Here is a 21,066-nt window from a genome sequence, read left to right on the forward strand (position 1 = left end):
CCTTAGCCATGGCAAATTCCCTGAATACAATAAAATGAGTTTGGTGCCCATGGGCAGAATTGAACTGCCGACCTCTCCCTTACCAAGGGAGTGCTCTACCCCTGAGCTACATGGGCCAAAAAACTTTACAACTATCGCAACCTGGAGCGGGTGAAGGGAATCGAACCCTCGTCGTAAGCTTGGAAGGCTTCTGCTCTACCATTGAGCTACACCCGCCTTACGATCCCGGCCAACTCTAACTGCTTTCGCCGCCAAGATGCTGGTAACTTTGGTGGGGGGAGAAGGATTCGAACCTTCGAAGGCTGAGCCGTCAGATTTACAGTCTGATCCCTTTGACCGCTCGGGAATCCCCCCGTGAAGAAGCCCGAATATTATAGACAGCTCCGGCGATCGTCAACAGCTTTTCCGTGATTTTTCGGATTTTTTGCAGCCAAAATGCAAACAGCCACCACACTCGGTGGCGGCTGCTTCACAAATCAACGGCTTAGCGCAATCAGGCCTTGGCGGTGATTACCAGGTATTTCTGATACAGCTGGTCATGCGTCTCCGGATTGGAGGCATCCAGCGGAATGCAGTCCACCGGACAGACTTGCTGGCACTGCGGCTCGTCGTAGTGGCCAACACACTGGGTACACAGGTTAGGATCGATTTCGTAGATCTCTTCACCTTGCGAAATGGCATTGTTCGGGCATTCCGGCTCACAGACATCGCAATTGATGCATTCGTCAGTAATGATCAAAGACATAGTAATTTCCTCAGGTATTTCACTAGTGAATTCTGGCACCGCCGGCACACCATCGCAAGCCCATGCCGTTATATGTTTATTCGCTGGACTCAGCGGCCAGCAACGCAAAGCGCACCGCCCCCGCCTTGCCCTCTTTCAGCACCCGCCAGCCGGCAAACTGCTCCGGCCGATCCGATTCTATATATATGCATCCGCCCGCCTTCAACATGCGGCCAACCTTGGGCAGCAATGCCGGCAGCAGGGTCAGCGCATACGGCGGATCGAGGAAGATCAGGTCGAAACGCTCCGCGCTGCGCGCCAGGTAGTCCTCCGCGGCACCGGAATGCAGCTGCACCTCGGCCGCCTCCAGCAACTGTTTGCTGTCGCGCAGGCACTGCAGCGCCGTGCGGCTTTTCTCGACCAGCACCACCTTGCGCGCACCGCGCGACGCGGCCTCGAAGCCCATCGCCCCGCTGCCGGCGAACAGGTCGAGACAATCGGCGTTCTCGACACGATCTGCCAGCCAGTTGAACACCGTCTCCCGCACCCGATCCGGGGTTGGCCGCAAGCCGTCAACATCCGGGAAGGGCAGCAGGCGCCGACGATACTTGCCGGCAATGATCCGCACCCTGTTGCGTTGCTGCGCCATGCCATGCCCTGCCTTGTTCAAAGAAGGGCGAGATTTTACTCCATTTACCGCCGCAGAACTTCTGTCGTGAATCAATCTGTTAACGCCATGTCGCGCTTTATACTCAGGTTTGCCCTCGCCCTGGCTTTTGCCGGTACAATCCAGCGCTAATCTCTTACTTCGACTCAGCCATTTCGCATGTTCAGCTTTTTCAAGAAAAAACCCGTTCCCGACACCACCCCGACCCCGCCGGCAGCCCCGGTCGCACCCGCAGCGGATCTCGTCACGCCACCTGCGGCAAGCGTTGAGCCAACGCCAGCCGCAGCGGCAACGGCAGCGCCAGTTGTTGTAGCTCCGGCCCCTGCTCCGGCCAGCAGCGTGACGCAGGCGAAACCGAGCTGGACCGAACGGCTGAAATCCGGCCTCGCCAAGACCCGTGACAAGCTGGGCAAGCAGCTGGCCGGCCTGTTTGGCGGCGGCAAGATCGACGACGAGCTGTACGAAGAGCTGGAAGCGGTGCTGCTGACTTCGGACATGGGCATGGATGCTACCAGTCACCTGCTGCGCGACGTGCGCGAGCGGGTATCGCTGAAGGGCCTCAAGGACGCCAGCGAACTGAAAGGCGCACTGAAAGAGGCGCTGATCGAACTGATCCAGCCGCTGGAACAACCACTGCAGACGCACGGCAAGAAGCCTTACGTGATCATGCTCGCCGGCGTCAACGGCGCCGGCAAGACCACCTCGATCGGCAAGCTGGCCAAGTACTTCCAAAGCCAGGGCAAGTCGGTGCTGCTCGCCGCCGGTGACACCTTCCGTGCCGCCGCCCGCGAACAGCTGATTGCCTGGGGCGAGCGCAACAACGTCACCGTGATCGCACAGCAAAGCGGCGACGCCGCCGCCGTCTGCTACGACGCGATACAGGCCGCCATGGCCCGCGGCATCGACATCGTCATTGCCGACACCGCCGGCCGCCTGCCGACGCAATTGCACCTGATGGAAGAAATCAAGAAGGTGAAGCGCGTGATCCAGAAGGCGATCCCGGATGCTCCGCACGAAGTGGTGCTGGTGCTGGATGCCAATATCGGCCAGAACGCGATCAACCAGGTGGTGGCTTTCGACGAGGCGCTCGGTCTCACCGGCCTGATCCTCACCAAGCTGGACGGCACCGCCAAGGGCGGTGTCATCGCCGGCATCGCCAAGCAGCACCCGATACCGCTGCGCTTCATCGGCGTCGGCGAAGGCATCGACGACCTGCGCCCGTTCTCGACCCGCGACTTTGTCGACGCGCTGTTCGACTGAGCGCCTTGATCCACTTGCCGGCCGCCGTCGTTGCGGCCAACCTTTGTGCGGGATGATTGCCGATGATCCGATTTGACCAAGTCACCAAGCGCTACCCCGGTGGACACGAGGCGCTGCGCAACCTGTCCTTCGCGGTGGAAAGCGGCGAGATGGTGTTCCTCGCCGGTCATTCCGGCGCCGGCAAAAGCACGCTACTGAAGCTGGTTTCCGGTATCGAACGCGCCACCAGCGGCAATGTGCTGGTCAACAACCAGAACCTGAGCAAGCTGCGCGCCAGCCAGTTGCCCTATGTGCGCCAGCACATCGGCGTGGTGTTCCAGGATCACAAGATCCTGTTCGACCGCTCGGTATTCGACAACGTGATGCTGCCGCTGGACATCATCGGTTTCGACCGTCGCGATGCGCAACGCCGCGTGCGGGCGGCACTGGACAAGGTCGGCCTCGCCGGCAAGGAGAAGGTGATGCCGATCCGCCTGTCCGGCGGCGAACAGCAACGGCTGTGCATTGCCCGTGCCGTGGTGCACCGCCCCAGCATCCTGCTGGCGGACGAGCCGTCGGCCAACCTCGACCGCGCCTACGCGCTGGACATCATGGAGCTGTTCAAGTCCTTCCACCAGGTTGGTGTCACGGTGCTGATCTCGGCCCACGACGAAACGCTGATGGAAGACTACGGCCGCCGCATCATCCGGCTTCGTGAAGGACAATTCGCCGCATGAAACACTACCTGTACCTGCACGCACAGAGCGCCCGCAGCGCACTGCTGAAGATCCTGCGCCAGCCGTTCGGCAACCTGCTCAACCTGCTGATGCTGGCCATCGCGCTGGCGCTGCCGGTGTCGCTGTATCTCGGTGTCAGCAGTCTGCAGCAGTGGACCGCCAAGCTGAACACCACGCCGCAGATCACACTGTTCATGGAGCTGTCCAGCGAACAGGCCGATCTGGCCGCGGTGGAAAGCAGCCTCAAGCACCATCCACGGGTTGCATCCTTCCGCTTTGTGCACAAGGATGCCGCGCTGAAAGAACTGGAACAGCGCAGCGGCCTGAACGCGATCAGCGAGGGCCTCGGCAGCAATCCGCTGCCGCACGCCTTCATCGTCACTCCGCAAGCGCTGGAGCCGGCGATGCTCGACCTGCTGCAGAAGGAGCTGTCCGGGCTGCCGATGGTGGAACTGGCGCAGTTCGATGCGGCCTGGGCGCGCAAGCTGCACGCGATGATCACCCTCGCCGGCCAGCTTGCCTGGCTGCTGGCGGTGGTGTTTGCGCTGGCGATGGTGCTGATCAACCACAACACCATCCGCATGCAGATTCTGGCGCGGCAGGAAGAAATCGCGGTATCGAAACTGATCGGCGCCACCGACAGCTTCATTCGCCGCCCCTTTCTCTATCACGCTGCGTGGCAGGGCGGGCTGTCGGCGCTGCTGTGCTGGGGCCTGAGCAGCTGGCTGGCCTACCAGGCCAATCCGGCGCTGGCCGAATTCGCCAGCCTGTACGGCATCGATGCCCAGTTACGCAGCCTGCAGCCGCTGGAAGTGCTGGGCGTGTTGCTGGGCGCCGTGCTGCTGAGCATGCTCGGCGCCAGGTTGGCCGCAGACCATCATCTGCGCAAAAACCAGCCGGCGTGACATCGGGCGAGACAATCGGTCTGATTGAAATTTGCCATTGGCAGGAACTCCTGTCGTCTGGCACTCTCATAATCCGAGTGCTAAGATAAGTCGGTCCATTTAGGAGGATTGCGAATACATGTCCACTTTTGCCCTGCCCGTACTTTCTTCCAACGGCAGCCTGGAGCAATACATCCAGACCGTTAACAGCATCCCGATGCTGACCCAGGAAGAGGAGATCGAGCTTGCCACGCGTCATCAGCAACACGAAGACCTGGAAGCGGCAAAACGCCTGGTGATGTCTCACCTGCGCGTGGTGGTATCCATTGCCCGCGGCTACGCCGGTTACGGCCTGCCACAGGCCGACCTGATCCAGGAAGGCAATATCGGCCTGATGAAGGCGGTCAAGCGCTTCGAACCGAACCGCGGCGTGCGCCTGTTCTCGTTCGCGGTGCACTGGATCAAGGCCGAGATGCATGAATTCATCCTGCGCAACTGGCGGCTGGTGCGCATTGCCACCACCAAGCCACAGCGCAAGCTGTTCTTCAACCTGCGCAGCATGAAGAAGAGCTTTGCTGCACTCAGCGACAGCGAAGCCCGCGCCATTGCCGAAGATCTCGGCGTCAAGCCGGAAGAAGTGCGCGAAATGGAAACGCGCATGAGCGGCCAGGACGTGTCGCTGCTGGCCGACGACAACGACGACGACGCCTACGCCCCGATCGACTGGCTGGCCGACGCCCACAACGAGCCGACCGTGACACTGGAGCGCCGCGCGGTGGATCGCCTGCAGAGCGAAGGCCTGCTGGAAGCATTGTCAACACTGGACCCGCGCAGCCGCCGCATCATCGAAGCGCGCTGGCTGGCCGACGACAGCGGCGCCACGCTGCATGACCTGGCCGCCGAGTTCGGCGTCTCCGCCGAGCGCATCCGCCAGATCGAGGCCAAGGCATTAGGCAAGATGAAGACGGCGCTGCATAGCGGTGTGGTCATCGACGGCTGATCTGCCCGCCTCGCCAGACACAAAAAATCCCTGCCATGTGCAGGGATTTTTCATTGCTGGCCAGCCACCGCCGTTCACGGCTTAGACATCGCCGCCTCCACCTGTTGCCGCAGCGGCTGCCAAGCCGCTTCTTCCGGCGACAGCGCGCGCAGGAAAAACGGCGCGTAGGTCGGGAACGAGGCCAGTGCCAGCCGCATGGTGTAGGCGGCCTCCTGCGGGCGCCCTTCCAGCGCCAGGAATTGCGCCTCCTTGCGCAGCACATCCGGATACGGTCGCATCTGCGCCAGCAGCGCAATCCACTGCCGCTGCGCTGGCGGACTGTCGCGTCCCGGCCTCACCACATCATCCAGCAGCCCCAGCGCGTGGAAGGCAAACAGCGGCTCGCTACGCATGATCTGCTGCAGCCGCTGCTGTTGCTGCGCGCTGCGCGGGTTGTACAGGCCCTGCATCTCGACATAACGATAGCTGCCATACCCCGCCAGCAGCAGCATCAACAGCGCGCCGTACTGTACTGGCCGGAATGGGCGGCGTTTGCCCCCCTCTGCCACCGGCGCCAGCGCCAGCAGCATCACCAGTACCGCCGGGAAGTACAGGTACCACAGCGGGTACTCCAGCATGCTGTGCAATAGCGAGATGACCAGCATGGCCAGCGGCAGCAGATGCACCGCCCGCGCCTGGCGGCCACACCACGGCAGCAACACCCAGCTCAGGCCCAGCAACACCGCCAGGGTGCCGATCAGGCCGACCTCGGCCAGCAGCTGGAACACCAGATTGTGGGCATTGCTGAACAGGCCGCTGTTGACGCCGCTATCGACAAACTGCGGCAGTAGCTGCAGCCGCACGCTGTGGTACGCGTACTGCGACCAGCCGGCGCCGAACCACGGCGCCTCGCGGAACACCAGCCACGCCTTGCCCCACTCCGCCAGCCGCCGCGCGCCCATGCCGTCAGAGTTGGCCGCCAGCCGCTCGACCCCGCTGGCCACCAGCTCGCCATGCAGTAGCGGCCGCAACAGCCACTCGCCCAGCGGCAACGCGAACTGCATCAGCAGCAGCAAGCCCGCCGCCAGCAACAGCCACTGCATCAGGCGCTTGCTGGCCTCGTCGCGCACGTGCCAGTACCAGGCTGGCGCCAGCAGCAGCAAGGCGGCGGCGTACAGCAACACGGTGCGGGAGCCGGCAAAGGCGATCGACAGCGCCAGCCACAGCAGCACCGCGACGGCCACACCGCGCGACAGCACGCGCGCCACGGCCAGCCAGCTGACGGCCACCAGCCCCCAGCTAAGGTAGTGTGCATACTGGTTGCGCTGCCCGATGTGGCCGAAAATATTGGAGGTCGGATGCGCACCATCGTAGAACAGCACGCCGCCCAGCAGCGGCGCCAGCTCGGTGAGCTGCGCCAGCCCGATCAGCGACTGCAGCAGGGCACCGACCAGCAAGCCCTTGGCCAGCACCGTCATCACCGTTTCGGCGTCGCTCAGCGCCTGCCAGCGGGCCACCGCCAGCGCCAGCAGCGCCAGCGCGAGAAAGGCCAGCGCCGTTGCCGCATTGAGGCCGGGAAACAGCAACTCGACAAACCATGGCTGGCTCAGCCACAGCACAGCCAGCAGCGTCAGCCACGGCACCACCCGCGGCAGGCGCAATGTGCCGCGCGGCAGACACAGGCAGGCCAGCGCGCCGAGTACCACCACCGCGATCTCCCCCCACCACTGCGGCAGCGGCAGGTAGTGGAACGGCGACAGGAAGGGCAGCACGGTCACCGCCGCCAGCAGCAATGCGGCCAACCTTGGCCGCGCAAGAGAAGCAAACATCATCAATCCGCGTTTCGGCAAAGGCGGAAGCATACCGCACCGCCGCTTTTGCTGTCAGATCGGGAGAGTTTCAGCGCCGTGGCGCAGCCAGCACGCTGGATGCCGCCGACTGTGCGCCGCCATCGCGACTGGCCTGCAGCGCCGTATTGGCGATCGCCTGCAGCGGCCGCAGCTCCGGATCGTGACGCGACATCAGCTCGGCGGCAAAACCCGGCGTATAGGCCGGATAGGCGGCGATGGCAAAACGCAGAGCCTGCTCGGCGGCAGCGCTGTCGCCATCCAGCGCTCGCAGGATCGCGACATTGATCAGCATGCCGGCATGCGGGCGATAGGCGGTCAGCCGCTCGAACAGCGCACGCTTCTCCTGCAGCTGGCGCTTGTCCACGATCAGGTAATTGGCCAGCACCATATCGGCCTCGTAAGTCCACAGCGGATTGCGCGCAATGTGCCAGACCTCCTCGGCGCGCATCACATTCACCTGCGCATTGGAGCCTGGCACAAGCCAGCGCGCCAGCTTGCCATAGGCCAGCAGCCCTGCCACCGACTGCCACAGCAACAGCGCGCAAAAGCCCCACGTCAGCACACGGCGCATCGACAGGCGGATAGCCAGCGTGTAGTGGCGGGCCGGTGACAGCCCCAGCAGCACGGCAAACAGGCTGAGAAAAGTCATATACCACAGCGGATATTCGACCATGCTGTGCAGCAGCAGCACCATTGCCAGCAGCACCACCAGCAGGGAATGAACATTGGCCTGCTCCTTGCGGAAAAACGGCAAGAACGCCCAGCACAGGCCAATCACCACCACAGCGGTGCCAAGCAGTCCCGTTTCCGCCAGCAACTGCAGGATCAGGTTATGACTATGCGTAAACAGCCAGCTCTCCGACCACTGCCCGGCAAAACCCATCGCCACTTCCAGGCGCACGCTTTCTGCCGCATAGCCGCCCAGCCCGACACCGAACAAGGGGTGCTCCAGAAAAACTTGCCACGCCTTCTGCCACTCCACCCAGCGCCGGGCACCAAAGCCACCGGCCAGCATGCGGTCGGCGGCAGAGCCGATATCACCCAGTGGCAGGCCCAGCCAATTGAGCAGTACGACCAGTTCTTTATTGAACAACTGGCAGAACACCAGCCAGCACGTCGCCAACGCTAGGGCCAAGGCCAAACGGCCGGTCTCGGCCTGGCGGCCACTACGCCAGTAAAACAGCCACGCCAGTACCATGGCGGCGCCGGCATAACCGATCGCCAACCGTGAGCCGGACCAGCTGATGAACAGGCCGAAGAGCAGCACCAGCGGCAGCAATAACCAGCCGCGCAGCTTGTTGACAGCAAACAGATAGCAACTGGCGAACAGGGACAGGGTCAGGTAATTGGCGTAATGGTTGCGCTGTGCTACCTGACCAATCAGATTGGCCGGATTGCCCTTGTCGTAGAACACCCACGGCCATTGCAATACCAGCACCCACTGTGTCACCTGCAACAAGCCAATCACCACCTGCATCAGCCCACCCAGCAACAGCCCCCAGGCCAGCGCCGTCAGCACCAACTGTGGCGAATGGCGGGATACGGCATAGGCCAGCGCCAGGCACAGCGCCATACCCATGCTGGCTGCCGCCCCCTGTCCGGGATAGAGCGAGACCAGGGCGGTGGCAATGGTCAACAATGGCAACAGCGCCAGTAGCAGCAAGGCGCCGCTAGGCTCTGCATCACGATTTCTTGCCGGTGACAGCAGCAATACCACCACCGCCAGCAATACCGCGCAAACACTGCTGACGTAATCACCCGCCGGCTGAAAGCGTACCCAGTTGAGAAAGGGGATGGTCACCAGTAAAAACAAGGCGGCCATTGCCAGGCGTTCCAATGTGATGGTCCGGCTCATTCTGTTCCCGAAAATAAAAGGCCCTTGCATAGCAAGGGCCAGATTAATGCTCACGTTACGAATGAAATTACGAGCAAGCCTTAGGCAGATACGCGTCGTCTACTGTCGAGCTAGCCAAGCTGCACAACCAAGTGGTCGAGTTGGAGCCAAAAGTAGGAATAATTACAGCGGTATCACCAACCAGATCGGTGTGAGCAGGGGCTTGGAAGGTTGCAGTGATAACACAACCACCAGCAGCAGCAGTACCAGACGAGACAGCAATATTCGCATAGGTACCGGAAGCATTCATAGTAGTACAAGAGCCCGTTTCGCCTTGCGTTTCTGCGACTTTAATCTTCATACCATCCGCCAGCGAGAACGCTTCCGAAACCTGCGCGCGCTTGGTGTAGTTGGAGTACGCCGGGATCGCAAGCGCAGCCAGAATACCAATGATCGCTACCACGATCATCAGTTCGATCAGGGTAAAACCTTGTTGTACACGTTTCATGTGTATCGCTCCTGTTTGAAAATGAAAAACGGCAAACTACCAGCGAAAAAACAAATCCAAGCCAGCACTGCAATTGCCAATTGGCACGCACACGAGCCGCCTCGGTAAATCACGGAACCGAGGCCGGCAGCTAGCAGCGACGCGGTACTACGATCTCCGCGGCTAGCTGCCTTAACGACCGTCGCGGCGAGGATACACGGCAACGGGCCAGCGCAGCTTGATTCCTGACAAAGCACAGCAAGATTGGCGCCAGGCCGTGCCAGGTTGGCCGCGGCCATCGCAAAAGACCGCTGTAGCAGGCTTTTTGCGCCCAGCACCGCCAGTACAGCTGCGGCCGGCGGGCGCAAAATCGGCAAGCGGCTGACAATTTTCGTCACTCTTGCGAGGTGCGGCGCCATGTTACGATGCCCGCCTTGTCTTCCGGAGGCCCCACCATGCATGACTCGCAAGCACAACACTGGCTGGCGCGCAGCCGCGCCGCGGTGTGGCACCCCTGCACCCAGATGAAGCGCCACGAAACCCTGCCCATCATCCCGATTGCCCGCGCCGACGGCATCTGGCTAGAGGATTTCGACGGCAAGCGCTACATCGACGGCGTCAGCTCGTGGTGGGTCAACCTGTTCGGCCACAACCAGCCGCGCATCAAGCAGGCGCTGAAGGATCAGCTCGATACCCTGGAGCACGTGATCCTCGCCGGTTTCACCCACCAGCCGGTGGTGGAACTGTCGGAAAGGTTGGCCGCACTCACCGGCCTCGGCCACGCCTTCTATGGCTCCGACGGTGCCAGCGCCACCGAGATCGCGCTGAAGATGAGCTTCCACTACTGGCGCAATCACGGCCAGACGCGGAAGACCCGTTTCCTCAGCCTGGAACACAGCTACCACGGCGAAACCGTCGGCGCGCTGGCGGTGACCGACGTGCCGCTGTTCTCCGACACCTACGCGCCGCTGCTGCAGCACAACCTGCGCGCGCCCAGCCCCGATGCCCGCCTTGCCGCACCGGGGGAGACGGCCGCCGACGTCGCGCGCCGCGCCGCTAGCGCGCTGGAGAGCCTGCTGCAACAGCACGGCCACGAGCTCGCCGCCTTCATCATCGAGCCGCTGGTACAGGGCGCCGCCGGCATGGTGATGTACGACCCGCTGTACCTGGCCGAAGCGCGCCGGCTGTGCGACCAGTACCGGGTGCACCTGATCGCCGACGAGATCGCGGTCGGCTTCGGTCGCACCGGCACACTGTTCGCCTGCGAACAGGCGGCGATCCGCGCCGATTTCCTGTGCCTGTCGAAAGGCATCACCGGCGGCTACCTGCCGCTGTCCTGCGTGCTGACCACCGACGACATCTACGCCGCGTTCTACGACGACGACGTCAGCCGCGGCTTCTTGCACTCGCACAGTTACACCGGCAATGCGCTGGCCTGCCGCGCGGCGCTGACCGTGCTCGACATCTTCGAGGATGAACAGGTGATTGCGGCCAACCTTGCCACCGCCGCGCTATTCAGCCGCCATCTGGCGGTGATCGCCGCCCATCCGGCGGTGCGCCACTTCCGCCAGCGCGGCATGATCTGGGCGTTCGACGTCGACTGCCAGCGTGCCGACTTCGGCCCCGCCTTCTTCAGCCTGATGCTGCAGCAGGGCTGTCTGGTGCGCCCGATCGGCAAGACGGTGTACTTCATGCCGCCCTACATCATCGAGGAAAGCCACATGCGGCAGCTGGTCGACGCCACGCTGTCGGCGCTGACGCAGCTGCTGGCCGGCGACCGCCCGTCGTCACGGCCGGAAACCGCGCTGCCGTAAGCCGCACCCCGCCGAGTGACGCACTGCGGCATGGCGGCGGAATCGGGTAAACTGACGGCTTTGCTTCTGACGGGATTCGGAGACATGCAATCGGTGATTCACAGCGCCACGCGCATCGTGGTGAAAGTAGGCTCCAGCCTGGTGACCAATGACGGCAAGGGTCTGGACATGAGCGCGCTGGCGCGCTGGGCCGCCGAAATCGCCGACCTGAAACGCCGCGGCAAGGAAGTGGTGCTGGTTTCCAGCGGCGCCATCGCCGAAGGCTGCCAGCGGCTGGGCTGGGCCAAGCGGCCGAAGGCGGTACACGAGCTGCAGGCCGCCGCTGCCGTCGGCCAGATGGGGCTGTGCCAGGCCTACGAAAGCGCCTTTCGCGAGCACGGCCTGAAAACCGCGCAGGTGCTGCTGACCCACGAAGACCTGTCCGACCGCCTGCGCTACCTCAACGCCCGCACCACGCTATCAACGCTGCTGGCGCTGAACGTGGTGCCCATCATCAACGAAAACGACACCGTGGTCACCGACGAGATCCGCTTCGGCGACAACGACACCCTCGGCGCGCTGGTCACCAACCTGATCGAAGCCGACAGCCTAGTGATCCTCACCGACCAGCAGGGCCTGTACACCGCCGACCCGCGCAAGCATCCCGACGCCGCCTTCGTGCACGAGGCCGAGGCCGGCGACAGCAAGCTGGAAGAGATGGCCGGCGGCGCCGGCTCCAGCGTCGGCACCGGCGGCATGTACACCAAGATCATCGCCGCCAAGCGCGCCGCGCGCAGTGGCGCCGCCACCGTGATCGCCTGCGGCCGCGAAGCCAATGTGCTGTCGCGGCTGGCCGATGGCGAGGCGATCGGCACCCAGCTCAATGCGCCGACCACCAGGTTGGCCGCACGCAAGCAGTGGCTGGCCGATCACCTGCAGCTGTCCGGCAAGGTGGTGCTCGACGCCGGCGCCGCGCTGGCGGTGCGCGAAAAAGGCACCAGCCTGCTGCCGATCGGCGTCATCGCCGTAGAAGGCAGCTTCCTGCGCGGCGACGCGGTAGTCTGCGTCGACGAACAGGGCGCCGAGGTGGCGCGCGGGCTGGTCAACTACAGCTCGGAAGAAGCGCGGCTGATCATGCGCAAGGCCACCCGCGACATCGAGGGCGTGCTCGGCTACCTGATCGAGCCGGAGCTGATCCACCGCGACAACATGGTCGCGCTGTAAGAGGCTGTTCACGATCTTCGGCGGCTGATAAACGGCTTCGGCATGCTGCTTTCTATCCAGCTCAATGCCGCTTCCTCAGCCGTTTTCGCCTTGTCTCGCGTGAGCAGGCGGGATCGTGAACACGTTCCAAGGCGACCGCACACAAAGCAACAGGGCTGCCGCGGCAGCCCTGTTTGCATGATGGCCAGACCGGCCCGGCGTGGCGCTTACTCCGGCGCCTTGCCGCCGCGCTCGCTGGCGCGAGCCTCCACCGCGCGCATGATCACGTAGGCGACCATGGTGCACAGGAAGAACAGCAGCATCACCCACGCGATCTGCGACAGGGTATCGATCACGGTGCGGTAGATCTGGATGGTCCAGCGCACGCCGTTCAGCTCCAGCGCCGATTCGCGGCCGTTGGGCACGAACTTTTCCAGATCCCAGATGCGCACGCCACCGGAGACGCCGACCACCACGATGGCGAAGCTCATGTACTTGCGCCACGCCTCGGCCAGATCATCGCCGACGATGCGCGACAGGATTTTCTTCACTGCCTCGTTGAAAAAACGGACCACCAGTATCGACGTCACCAAGGCGACCGCCAGTGTCACCAGCAAAATGGCGTAAAACATGCCTGCATACTCCCTGAGCAATCATGAGCGAATAAAACATCTGGCGCGCATTGTACGCCGCGTGCTCAACCTTGCGCAGCCCCGGGCAGCAAGGTGGCGAAACGCTGCAATAAAGCCGCCGCATGTGGTGTCGCTGCAACATTCTGCTGCAGCACCGGCAGCGACAGCTGCGCCTTGTCCAGCAACGGCGCCAGTTGTGCCAGATAGCGCGTCATCGCCTCGGCATTGAATTCCGGGTGAAACTGCACACCCCACGCCGAACCGTGGCGGAAGGCGTGGTGCGGTTCGAAGGCATTGTGCGCCAGGCACACCGCGCCGGCCGGCAGCCGCTGCACGCTCTGCCAGTGGATCACGTTGGCGGCAAAACGCTCCGGCAATGCCGACAGCAGCGGATCGGTGGCAGCGGCGGCGGTGGTATGCACCGTCACCGTGCCGGCCTCCGGCCCCTGCGGGTGGTAACCGACCTCGCCGCCCAGCGCCGCCGCCAGCAGCTGGTGCCCGAAACAGATGCCCAAGAGCGGCACGTTGGCCGCATGCGCGCTGCGCAGCCAAGCGGCGGTGGCCTCGCTCCACGGCGCGCGCTCGCTGACCATCGCAGCCGAGCCGGTAATCACCGCCCCCGCCACTTCCGTCACCGCCGGCAGCGCCTCGCCGGCCTGCACGTCGATCACCTGCCAGCTGTCGCCATCGGCGCCCAGCTCGCGGCGGATCCAGTCGTCAAAATCGCCCAGCTCGCCACGCAACTCGGCATAGACGCGGCCGGTACGGATAATCAGCTTTTTCTGCATGCTCTTCGCTCGTTCATCGTCAACCGCGGCCGCCGCTTACTCCCTGGTCGGCAGCCCGAAATGGGTATACGCCAGCGCGGTGGCCATCCGCCCGCGCGGCGTGCGCTGCAGATAGCCCTGCTGGATCAGGAACGGTTCGATCACGTCCTCGATGGTGTCGGTCGACTCGCCGATGGCGGCGCCGACGTTGTCCAGCCCCACCGGGCCGCCACCGAACTTGTCCAGGATCGCCTGAAGCAATTTGCGGTCCATCACGTCCAGGCCGGCCGGATCGACGTCCAGCATCGCCAGCGCGGCGTCGGCCACCGCCGCGGTCACCGTGCCGTCGGCGCGCACCTCGGCGTAGTCGCGCACGCGGCGCAGCAGGCGGTTGGCGATACGCGGTGTGCCGCGCGAGCGACGCGCGACCTCGAACGCGCCGTCGTCGGCCAGCGGTACGTTCAGCAGGCCGGCGGAGCGCACCACGATGCGCTGCAGCTCCTCCGGGGTGTAGAACTCCAGCCGCGCGACAATCCCGAATCTATCCCGCAGCGGGTTGGTCAGCATGCCGGCGCGGGTGGTGGCGCCGACCAGCGTGAACGGCGGCAGGTCGATCTTCACCGAGCGCGCCGCCGGCCCCTCGCCGATCATGATGTCGATCTGGTAGTCCTCCAGCGCCGGATACAGGATCTCCTCCACCACCGGCGACAGGCGGTGGATCTCGTCGATGAACAGCACGTCGTGCGGCTCCAGGTTGGTCAAGAGCGCGGCCAGGTCACCGGCGCGCTCCAGCACCGGGCCGGAGGTCTGGCGCAGGTTGACGCCCATCTCGCGCGCCACGATGTGCGCCAGCGTGGTCTTGCCAAGGCCAGGCGGGCCGAACAGCAGCACGTGGTCGAGCGCCTCGCCGCGCTTTTTCGCCGCCTCGATGAAGATCTCCAGCTGTTCGCGCGCCTTTTTCTGGCCGACGTATTCGTCCAGCTGCTTCGGCCGCAGCGCGCGCTCCAGCGCCTCTTCCTGCTGCGACAGGCTTTGCTGGGTGACGATGCGGCGCTCCGGCGCGCCGCCTATCAGGTTGTCGGTCTGGATCATGTCGCTATCACTCGGGATCAATCGCCCGATGTTACCACTGCTATACTGTGCCCCGCTTGCGGCCAACGTTGGCCGCAAGCGACGTCTTCAGGGCGGGGTGCAATTCCCCACCGGCGGTATGGCTGCCTGCGCAGCCGAGCCCGCGAGCGCTTTTGCCGCCCGGCAAAAGGTCAGCAGATCTGGTGCGATGCCAGAGCCGACGGTCACAGTCCGGATGAAAGAAGATGACGCCATCCCCCGCACGCCAGCCGGCGACGGGAGCTGCTGTCCGCGTACGCCGTGCGCACCAGGTTGGCCGCCAGGCCCGCCGCTTCACGCCCCGTGACGTGTTTCTCACTAGCCAATTTGAGGACCGTTATCCATGAATGCCAACACCGATATCCTTTCCCTGCGCCTCCACGCCGCCCTTGCCGCGCTGCGTGCCGGCAAGCCGGTGATCGTCGCCGACGACCACGACCGCGAAAACGAGGCCGACCTGATCCTGGCCGCCGACGCGCTGACGGTGCCGGAAATGGCGCGCCTGATCCGCGACTGCAGCGGCATCGTCTGCCTGTGCCTGACCCCGGAACACGCGGCACGCCTTGCGCTGCCGCCGATGGTGGCCGACAACGGCAGCCGCTACGGCACCGCCTTCACCGTCAGCATCGAAGCCGCCGAAGGCGTGAGCACCGGCGTCTCCGCCGCCGACCGCGTCACCACCATCCGCGCCGCCATCGCCCCTGGCGCCAGGCCCGACGACCTCGCCCGCCCCGGTCACGTCTACCCGCTGATCGCCCGTGCCGGCGGTGTGCGCGAACGCCGCGGCCACACCGAATCGGCGGTGGAGCTGGCGCGACTGGCCGGTTTCAGTCCGGCCGGCGTACTGTGCGAGCTGATGAACCCGGACGGCAGCATGATGCGCGGCGCCGAGCTGGACGCCTACGCCGTGCAACACCAGCTGCCGCAGCTGACAGTGGCCGAGCTGGTGCAATGGCTGGCGCGCGAGCAGCCGTGAACGCTTGCGGCCAACGTTGGCCGCAAACAAAAACCGCAGCGTACTCACGCTGCGGTTTTTTTGCGGCTGACGCCGGCGTGGTGCGGCCAGCGCCCTACTTGGCCGGTTTGCGCCCGCCGCCGTTGCCCGGCTTGAGGCGGATCGACACCCCGCCGCGGCCGCTGCTGGCCTTGCGCACCTCGAACCAGCCCGACTTCAGCACCAGCTCGGACAGCTTGGCAAAACCGTAATTGCGCGGGTCGAAGTCCGGCATCCACTGCCCCAGCAGGCTGCCGACGCCGCCGAGATCGGCCCAGCCCTCGTCGTCGTCCATGCTCTCGATGCCCTTCTGGAATTGCACGCGCAGCTTCTTGTCCAGCGGTCGCAGCACCCGTGCCGCCGGCGCCGGCTTGCCGCCGCCACGCGCGCCGTCGCCCTCCTTGGCCGCGCTCTCCTCTGCCTTGGCCTCGTCGCTCAGCGCCAGCACTTCCACGTACACAAACTTGCTGCAAGCGTTGACGAAGGCCGACGGCGTTTTCTCCTCGCCGAAGCCCCACACCTCCAGCCCGTCCTCGCGCAGCCGCGTCGCCAGCCGCGAAAAATCACTGTCGCTGGAGATCAGGCAGAAGCTGTGATAGCGGCCGGAATGCAGCATGTCCATCGCGTCGATCACCAGCGTGATGTCGGACGCGTTCTTGCCCTTGGTGTTGGGAAACTGCTGGATCGGGTGGATGGCGAAGCGGGCGCACAGGTCGCGCCACGCCTTGTCGTGACGGCTGAAGTCGCCGTATACCCGTTTCAGCGCCAGCACGCCCAGCTTGCCGGCCTCTTCCAGTACGTCCTCGATCCAGCCCGGCGACACGTTGTCCGCGTCGATCAGTACCGCTACGTTGGCCATGGTTTTCCCCTTGTTGACGATGCCGCGGCGCGCTCAGCGGCCGCCGGCGACATCGATGAAACTGCCGGTGGTGAACGAGGCGGCGTCGGACAGCAGCCACAGGATCGCCTCCGCCACCTCCTGCGGCTGACCGCCGCGCTGCAGCGGCACCGCGCTCTTGACGCGGTCGACGCGGCCCGGCTCGCCGCCGTCGGCGTGCATCTCGGTGTAGATGAAACCGGGGCGCACCGCGTTGACGCGGATGCCTTCGGCGGCCACTTCTTTCGCCAGACCGATGGTCAGCGTGTCCAGCGCCCCCTTGCTGGCGGCGTAGTCGACGTATTCGCCGCCCGACCCCAGCCGCGCGGCGGCCGACGACACGTTGACGATGGCGCCGCCCGCGCCGCCGTGGCGGGTGGACAGCCGCTTTACCGCCTCGCGGCAGCACAGCAGCGGGCCGATGACGTTGGTGGTCAGGATGCGCTGCCAGCGCGCCACGCTCATTTCGTCCAGGCGCAGCTGCGGCTCCAGCACGCCGGCGTTGTTGACCAGCGCCGACAGCGGCCCCAGCGCCAGCTCGGTTTCGGCGAACAGGCGCTGCACGTCGATTTCGTCGGCCACGTTGGCCGCAATCGCCACCGCGCGACCGCCGCCGGCGTGAATGGCGGCCACCACCGCCTCGGCGGCCGCCTGGTTGCGGTGGTAGTTCACCGCCACCGCGTAGCCGCGCTGCGCCGCCAGCAGTGCGGTGGCGGCGCCGATGCCGCGGCTGGCGCCGGTGATCAGCAGCACCTTGTCCATGCCTTAGCCTTTCATCAGGTTCTTCAGCGCCAGGCGCACGCCGTCGCTGACGGTAACGTCCGCCGGCAGGCCCTTGGTGGCCGCGGCGGCTTCTTTTTCGTTGTAGCCCAGCGCCAGCAAGGCGTTGACGATGTCGCTCTTTTCGTCCGGGGTGGCGGCAAACGGCAGGCCGCCGGGCACGGTGAGGTTGCCGCCGGTGGCCAGCTTGCCGCGCAGCTCCAGCACCAGGCGCTCGGCGGTTTTCTTGCCGATGCCGGGCACGCTGGACAGGCGCTTGATGTCTTCGCTGGCCACCGCGATCGCCAGCTCGTCGGCGGTCATGCCGGACAGGATCGCCAGCGCGATCTTGGCGCCGACGCCGGTGATCTTGATCAGCTGGCGGAAGGTCTCGCGCTCGTCGCGGCTGCCGAAGCCGTACAGCAAATGCGCGTCTTCGCGCACCACCAGGTGGGTGAACAGCGTGGTCTTCTGCCCCAGCGCCGGCAGCTGGTAGAAGGTAGTCATGGTCACGTCCACGTCGTAGCCGACGCCGTTGACGTCGACGGTGATTTGCGGGGGCAGTTTTTCGAGCAGGGTGCCGGTGAGTCGTCCGATCATTTCGGGGCTTTCAAAAGGTTGGCCGCAGTGCGGCGCTTAACAGGACAGGATGGCAGCCAGCGCCAGCGGATAAAGATTGGCCGCGGCAATGGTCTGGATCAGGGCGGGCCGCAGCCGCGCCGGTTGCGCCGCATTGTGCCACAGCGTGACGGCTGCCCGTGCCGGCAGCAGCCACAGCGGCAACAGCAGCATGGCGCGCAGCGGCAGCAGACCGGCGGAGATTGCCGCCAACAGACTCAGCAGAGCCAGCGTCACCAACAATAGGTAGCCGTAGCGCGCCTGCTGCGGCGCCAGCCGCACCACCCAGTGGCGCTTGCCGGCCAGCGCGTCGGCATCACGGTCCGGAAACTGGTTGATGTACAGCAGCGCGGCGGCCAGCAGGCCGTAGGGCAAGGCCGCGGCCAGCATGGCCATCGATGGCGCACCGCTCAGCAGCACCTGCGCGCCCAGCGGCAGCAGGGTGAAGCACAGCAGCACGCAGGCTTCGCCCAGGCCGCGGCTGTTCAGCCGCAGCGGCGGCGCCGAGTAGCCCCAGCCCAACAGCACGCCGATCACGCCGATGGCCAGCAGCCACGGCCCGCTCAGCCACACCAGCAGCAGGCCGCCGGCGATCACCAGTGCAAACAGCCCCTGTGCCAGCCGCACCATGTCGTGGCGGCTGAGCAGCGCGTTCTGGATCACGCGGCTGCCGCCGGTAAACGGAAACTGCCGCGCCACGTTGGCCGCATCGCTGCCGTTGTCGTGGTCGGCCACGTCGTTGATCACGTTGACCGCGGCGTGACACAGCAAGGCCAGCAGCAGCGCCAGCGCCGCTTGCGGCCAACGTTGCCACAGCGCGTCGACGCCACTGCCGGCGATGCCGAGCAGCACGCCGCCGAGGGTCAGGGTCAGGAAGGCCGGGCGGGTGGCCAGCAGCCAGCGCGCGGCACGGCCATCAAGGCGGGAGCGGTCGGGTGGCGGCGGGCAAGTCGCTGTCGGCATGGTGTCGGAGGCGGAAGGCAGATCCAGCAAGCATAACGCAAAGCCGGCGCGCGGCCGCTGCCGGCAAGCGATAACGCGTCAGAAGCGCCAGCCGCCGTGGGCGCCGACCACGCCGGCCAGCAGCGCACTCAGCGTCAGCGCCAGCAGCCCGACATGCAGCCGCTGCAGCAGGCGCATGGTGCCGGCCGGGTCGTGCTGCGCGCGCCGCTTCAGCCAGCGGTGGATGAAGAACGGCTCCAGCACGAACAGCATCAGCAGAAACGGCAGCCACGCCGCCAGCATCAGCTGCAGCCAGCCGGTGTCCAGCAGCCGCGCCCAGCCGTCGGTCGCGTGCAGCATCCACGCGCCGCTGGCCAGCGCCAGCAGCACCCACAGCCGCGCCTGCGCGCCGAACCGGTGCTCAACGTCCTCGAACATCGCGTACTGCTGCTCTTGCGGGAAACGGCGACCGATCGCCGGAATCAGCACCGTGGTGACGAAACCGACACCGCCGACCCACATCACGATCGCCAGCACGTGCAGCGCGCGGGCGATGACATAGTCATTCCACATCGCAGGCTCCAGACAGTAAGGTTGGCCGCAGTGTGCCACGCGGCGCGGCGACCGGCCTTGGGCTGGCGCAATAAAACAGAGGACCGGCCATTTCGGCGCAGCGCCGGGGCGCGGCCTGACCCGGCGCGCGGCAAACCGCTCTTGCCTGAGCGCTGTCTTTCGGCCGCCTGTTCCGCTACAGTGCGCAGCCATCACAACTTCGTGGAAGCCGTTCGGCATGGACCCGATCCTCTCGCAACTCTCGCTGTCCCTGAATACGGCCCGGACCATCGATCAGCTGATTCGCCCGGTGCTCGAGATGCTGGGCAACATTACCGGCATGGAGTCCACCTATCTCACCAATATCGAGCTGGGACAAGGGCTGCAGCATGTGCGCTACGCGCGCAACAACGGCGAGATGCAGATCCCGGAAGGGCTGAGCGTGCCGTGGGAAGACACCTTGTGCAAGCGCTCGCTGGAAACCGGCACCCTGTCGACCAACCAGGTGAGCACGCTGTGGGGCGATTCCGCCGCGGCGCGCCAACTCGGCATCAAGAGTTATATCAGCGCACCGGTACGCAGTGGCGACGGCGGGCTGCTGGGCACCCTGTGCGCGGCCAGCGTCCGCGCGGTGACGATCAGCGCCGAAACCGAAACGCTGCTGCAGCTGTTTGCCAACATCGCGGCCAACTTCATCGAACGGGAAATGCTGCTGGAAAACCTGCAGCGCGCCAACGCCAAGCTGGCCACTTATGCGCTGACCGACCCGCTGACCGCGCTGCCCAACCGCCGCGCGCTGTTCGACGAACTGGAACGGCTGCTGGCGCAGGCGGTGCGCACCGGCAGCAGCATCCTGGTGGGGGTGATCGATCTTGACGGCTTCAAGCAGATCAACGACCGCCATGGCCACCAGGCCGGCGACGATTTTCTGCAGGCGATCGCACAGCGCCTGCAATCCGGCTTGCGCGCGACGGAAATGCTGGGGCGGATGGGCGGGGACGAGTTTCTGTTCATCGGCCCGGGGCCGGCATGGCCGGGTGGGGGCGCGCCGGGGGCACTGATCACGGAAGGCGAGCCGGCCAGCGCGGCACGCGCGCTACAGCAGCGGCTGTCGGCGCTGACAGCCGGCGACTACCAGCTGGCCGGCCACCGCGTCGTCTACGGCGGAGCCAGTGTCGGCGTCGTGCCGCTGGCCCCGTTCGGGCTGCACAGCGCCGACGCCGTACACCTGGCCGACAGCGAAATGTATGTGGTGAAACAGGCCAGAAAACAGCGCGCCTGAGACGGCGCCCATCGCGGCGCGTGATTTCAGCGCGTGATCAGGGGTGAGCCGGCCCGGCGCGATCGGCCGCGACACGGGTGAGCCGGCCCGGCGCGATCGGCCGCGACACGGGTGAGCGACGCGGCGGTGTCGATGC

The 21,066-nt window shown here is 65.2% G+C and carries 21 protein-coding genes, 3 tRNA genes and 1 riboswitch; of the genes, 8 read left to right on the forward strand and 16 right to left on the reverse strand.

The window, feature by feature from the left end; all coding sequences use genetic code 11:
- Positions 1-41: 41 nt before the first annotated feature.
- The 5 genes from ACG97_RS14125 to rsmD all read right to left on the reverse strand — a co-directional run bounded on the left by ACG97_RS14125 (position 42) and on the right by rsmD (position 1,373).
- Positions 42-116: transfer RNA gene (locus ACG97_RS14125), tRNA-Thr, on the reverse strand.
- 26 nt (positions 117-142) lie between these two features.
- A tRNA-Gly gene (locus ACG97_RS14130) sits at positions 143-216 on the reverse strand.
- 53 nt (positions 217-269) lie between these two features.
- A tRNA-Tyr gene (locus ACG97_RS14135) sits at positions 270-354 on the reverse strand.
- 139 nt (positions 355-493) lie between these two features.
- Positions 494-745, reverse strand: a complete 252-nt coding sequence (locus ACG97_RS14140; RefSeq protein ID WP_047968017.1) for a YfhL family 4Fe-4S dicluster ferredoxin — start codon at positions 743-745, stop codon at positions 494-496.
- Positions 746-821: 76 nt separating this feature from the next.
- A complete protein-coding gene (gene rsmD / locus ACG97_RS14145) occupies positions 822-1,373 on the reverse strand; it encodes a 16S rRNA (guanine(966)-N(2))-methyltransferase RsmD (RefSeq protein WP_047968018.1) in 552 nt (183 codons plus the stop codon).
- Between the two features lie 177 nt (positions 1,374-1,550).
- On the opposite strand from rsmD, the gene ftsY reads away from it, so the two are divergent.
- From ftsY to rpoH, 4 genes are all read left to right on the forward strand, one after another.
- The gene (gene ftsY, locus ACG97_RS14150) at positions 1,551-2,651 is read left to right on the forward strand and encodes a signal recognition particle-docking protein FtsY (protein ID WP_047968019.1); all 1,101 of its coding nucleotides are present in this window, start codon (positions 1,551-1,553) and stop codon (positions 2,649-2,651) included.
- A gap of 62 nt (positions 2,652-2,713) precedes the next feature.
- A complete protein-coding gene (ftsE, locus tag ACG97_RS14155; protein WP_047968020.1) occupies positions 2,714-3,367 on the forward strand; it encodes a cell division ATP-binding protein FtsE in 654 nt (217 codons plus the stop codon).
- On the forward strand, positions 3,364-4,272 hold the full coding sequence (gene ftsX, locus ACG97_RS14160) for a permease-like cell division protein FtsX (RefSeq protein ID WP_047968021.1): 909 nt from the start codon (positions 3,364-3,366) through the stop codon (positions 4,270-4,272). Before ftsE ends, ftsX begins: the two co-directional genes overlap by 4 nt.
- 118 nt (positions 4,273-4,390) lie before the next feature.
- Complete coding sequence (gene rpoH, locus ACG97_RS14165; RefSeq protein WP_047968022.1) at positions 4,391-5,251, forward strand: RNA polymerase sigma factor RpoH; 861 nt, start codon at positions 4,391-4,393, stop codon at positions 5,249-5,251.
- Positions 5,252-5,325: 74 nt separating this feature from the next.
- Here the strand turns inward: rpoH and ACG97_RS14170 are convergent, their stop codons facing one another.
- The 3 genes from ACG97_RS14170 to ACG97_RS14180 form a co-directional block, all read right to left on the reverse strand.
- Positions 5,326-7,062, reverse strand: coding sequence for a PglL family O-oligosaccharyltransferase (locus ACG97_RS14170; protein WP_238377345.1), 1,737 nt, complete (start codon positions 7,060-7,062; stop codon positions 5,326-5,328).
- Between the two features lie 67 nt (positions 7,063-7,129).
- A complete protein-coding gene (locus ACG97_RS14175) occupies positions 7,130-8,935 on the reverse strand; it encodes a PglL family O-oligosaccharyltransferase (protein WP_238377346.1) in 1,806 nt (601 codons plus the stop codon).
- A 67-nt stretch (positions 8,936-9,002) separates the two neighbouring features.
- Entirely contained in the window at positions 9,003-9,422 is a 420-nt protein-coding gene (locus tag ACG97_RS14180) for a pilin (protein ID WP_047968024.1), read from the reverse strand.
- A 434-nt stretch (positions 9,423-9,856) separates the two neighbouring features.
- On the opposite strand from ACG97_RS14180, the gene ACG97_RS14185 reads away from it, so the two are divergent.
- Both ACG97_RS14185 and proB read left to right on the forward strand, forming a co-directional pair.
- Positions 9,857-11,215, forward strand: a complete 1,359-nt coding sequence (locus ACG97_RS14185; RefSeq protein WP_047968025.1) for an adenosylmethionine--8-amino-7-oxononanoate transaminase — start codon at positions 9,857-9,859, stop codon at positions 11,213-11,215.
- A gap of 84 nt (positions 11,216-11,299) precedes the next feature.
- Positions 11,300-12,418, forward strand: coding sequence for a glutamate 5-kinase (proB, locus tag ACG97_RS14190; protein WP_047968026.1), 1,119 nt, complete (start codon positions 11,300-11,302; stop codon positions 12,416-12,418).
- 206 nt (positions 12,419-12,624) lie between these two features.
- Here the strand turns inward: proB and ACG97_RS14195 are convergent, their stop codons facing one another.
- The 3 genes from ACG97_RS14195 to ruvB all read right to left on the reverse strand — a co-directional run bounded on the left by ACG97_RS14195 (position 12,625) and on the right by ruvB (position 14,888).
- A complete protein-coding gene (locus ACG97_RS14195) occupies positions 12,625-13,029 on the reverse strand; it encodes a hypothetical protein (RefSeq protein ID WP_047968027.1) in 405 nt (134 codons plus the stop codon).
- Between the two features lie 65 nt (positions 13,030-13,094).
- Entirely contained in the window at positions 13,095-13,817 is a 723-nt protein-coding gene (locus tag ACG97_RS14200; protein WP_047968028.1) for a glutamine amidotransferase, read from the reverse strand.
- Between the two features lie 36 nt (positions 13,818-13,853).
- Positions 13,854-14,888, reverse strand: a complete 1,035-nt coding sequence (ruvB, locus tag ACG97_RS14205) for a Holliday junction branch migration DNA helicase RuvB (RefSeq protein WP_047968029.1) — start codon at positions 14,886-14,888, stop codon at positions 13,854-13,856.
- 79 nt (positions 14,889-14,967) lie between these two features.
- A riboswitch (FMN riboswitch) is annotated at positions 14,968-15,118 on the forward strand.
- Between the two features lie 131 nt (positions 15,119-15,249).
- Here ruvB and ribB point away from each other — a divergent pair.
- Positions 15,250-15,882, forward strand: a complete 633-nt coding sequence (gene ribB / locus ACG97_RS14210) for a 3,4-dihydroxy-2-butanone-4-phosphate synthase (protein WP_047968030.1) — start codon at positions 15,250-15,252, stop codon at positions 15,880-15,882.
- 94 nt (positions 15,883-15,976) lie between these two features.
- On the opposite strand, the gene ACG97_RS14215 is transcribed toward ribB, so the two are convergent.
- The 5 genes from ACG97_RS14215 to ACG97_RS14235 all read right to left on the reverse strand — a co-directional run bounded on the left by ACG97_RS14215 (position 15,977) and on the right by ACG97_RS14235 (position 19,669).
- Positions 15,977-16,759, reverse strand: coding sequence for an NYN domain-containing protein (locus tag ACG97_RS14215; protein WP_047968031.1), 783 nt, complete (start codon positions 16,757-16,759; stop codon positions 15,977-15,979).
- A gap of 33 nt (positions 16,760-16,792) precedes the next feature.
- Positions 16,793-17,539 (reverse strand): SDR family oxidoreductase, encoded by a 747-nt coding sequence (locus ACG97_RS14220; RefSeq protein ID WP_047968032.1) that lies wholly within the window; start codon positions 17,537-17,539, stop codon positions 16,793-16,795.
- A gap of 3 nt (positions 17,540-17,542) precedes the next feature.
- The gene (gene ruvA, locus ACG97_RS14225) at positions 17,543-18,136 is read right to left on the reverse strand and encodes a Holliday junction branch migration protein RuvA (RefSeq protein WP_047968033.1); all 594 of its coding nucleotides are present in this window, start codon (positions 18,134-18,136) and stop codon (positions 17,543-17,545) included.
- A gap of 36 nt (positions 18,137-18,172) precedes the next feature.
- Positions 18,173-19,117 carry a prenyltransferase gene (locus tag ACG97_RS14230; protein ID WP_047968049.1) on the reverse strand — a complete coding sequence of 315 codons (945 nt, stop codon included), beginning with the start codon at positions 19,115-19,117 and terminating at the stop codon, positions 18,173-18,175.
- A 78-nt stretch (positions 19,118-19,195) separates the two neighbouring features.
- Positions 19,196-19,669 carry a hypothetical protein gene (locus tag ACG97_RS14235; protein ID WP_047968034.1) on the reverse strand — a complete coding sequence of 158 codons (474 nt, stop codon included), beginning with the start codon at positions 19,667-19,669 and terminating at the stop codon, positions 19,196-19,198.
- A 217-nt stretch (positions 19,670-19,886) separates the two neighbouring features.
- Between ACG97_RS14235 and ACG97_RS14240 the strand changes: the two genes are divergently transcribed.
- Positions 19,887-20,930: a sensor domain-containing diguanylate cyclase gene (locus ACG97_RS14240; protein WP_047968035.1), complete on the forward strand. Its 1,044-nt coding sequence runs from the start codon at positions 19,887-19,889 to the stop codon at positions 20,928-20,930.
- The last annotated feature ends 136 nt before the right edge of the window (positions 20,931-21,066 follow it).

This window comes from Vogesella sp. EB (assembly GCF_001037925.1).
Lineage (GTDB): Bacteria > Pseudomonadota > Gammaproteobacteria > Burkholderiales > Chromobacteriaceae > Vogesella > Vogesella indigofera.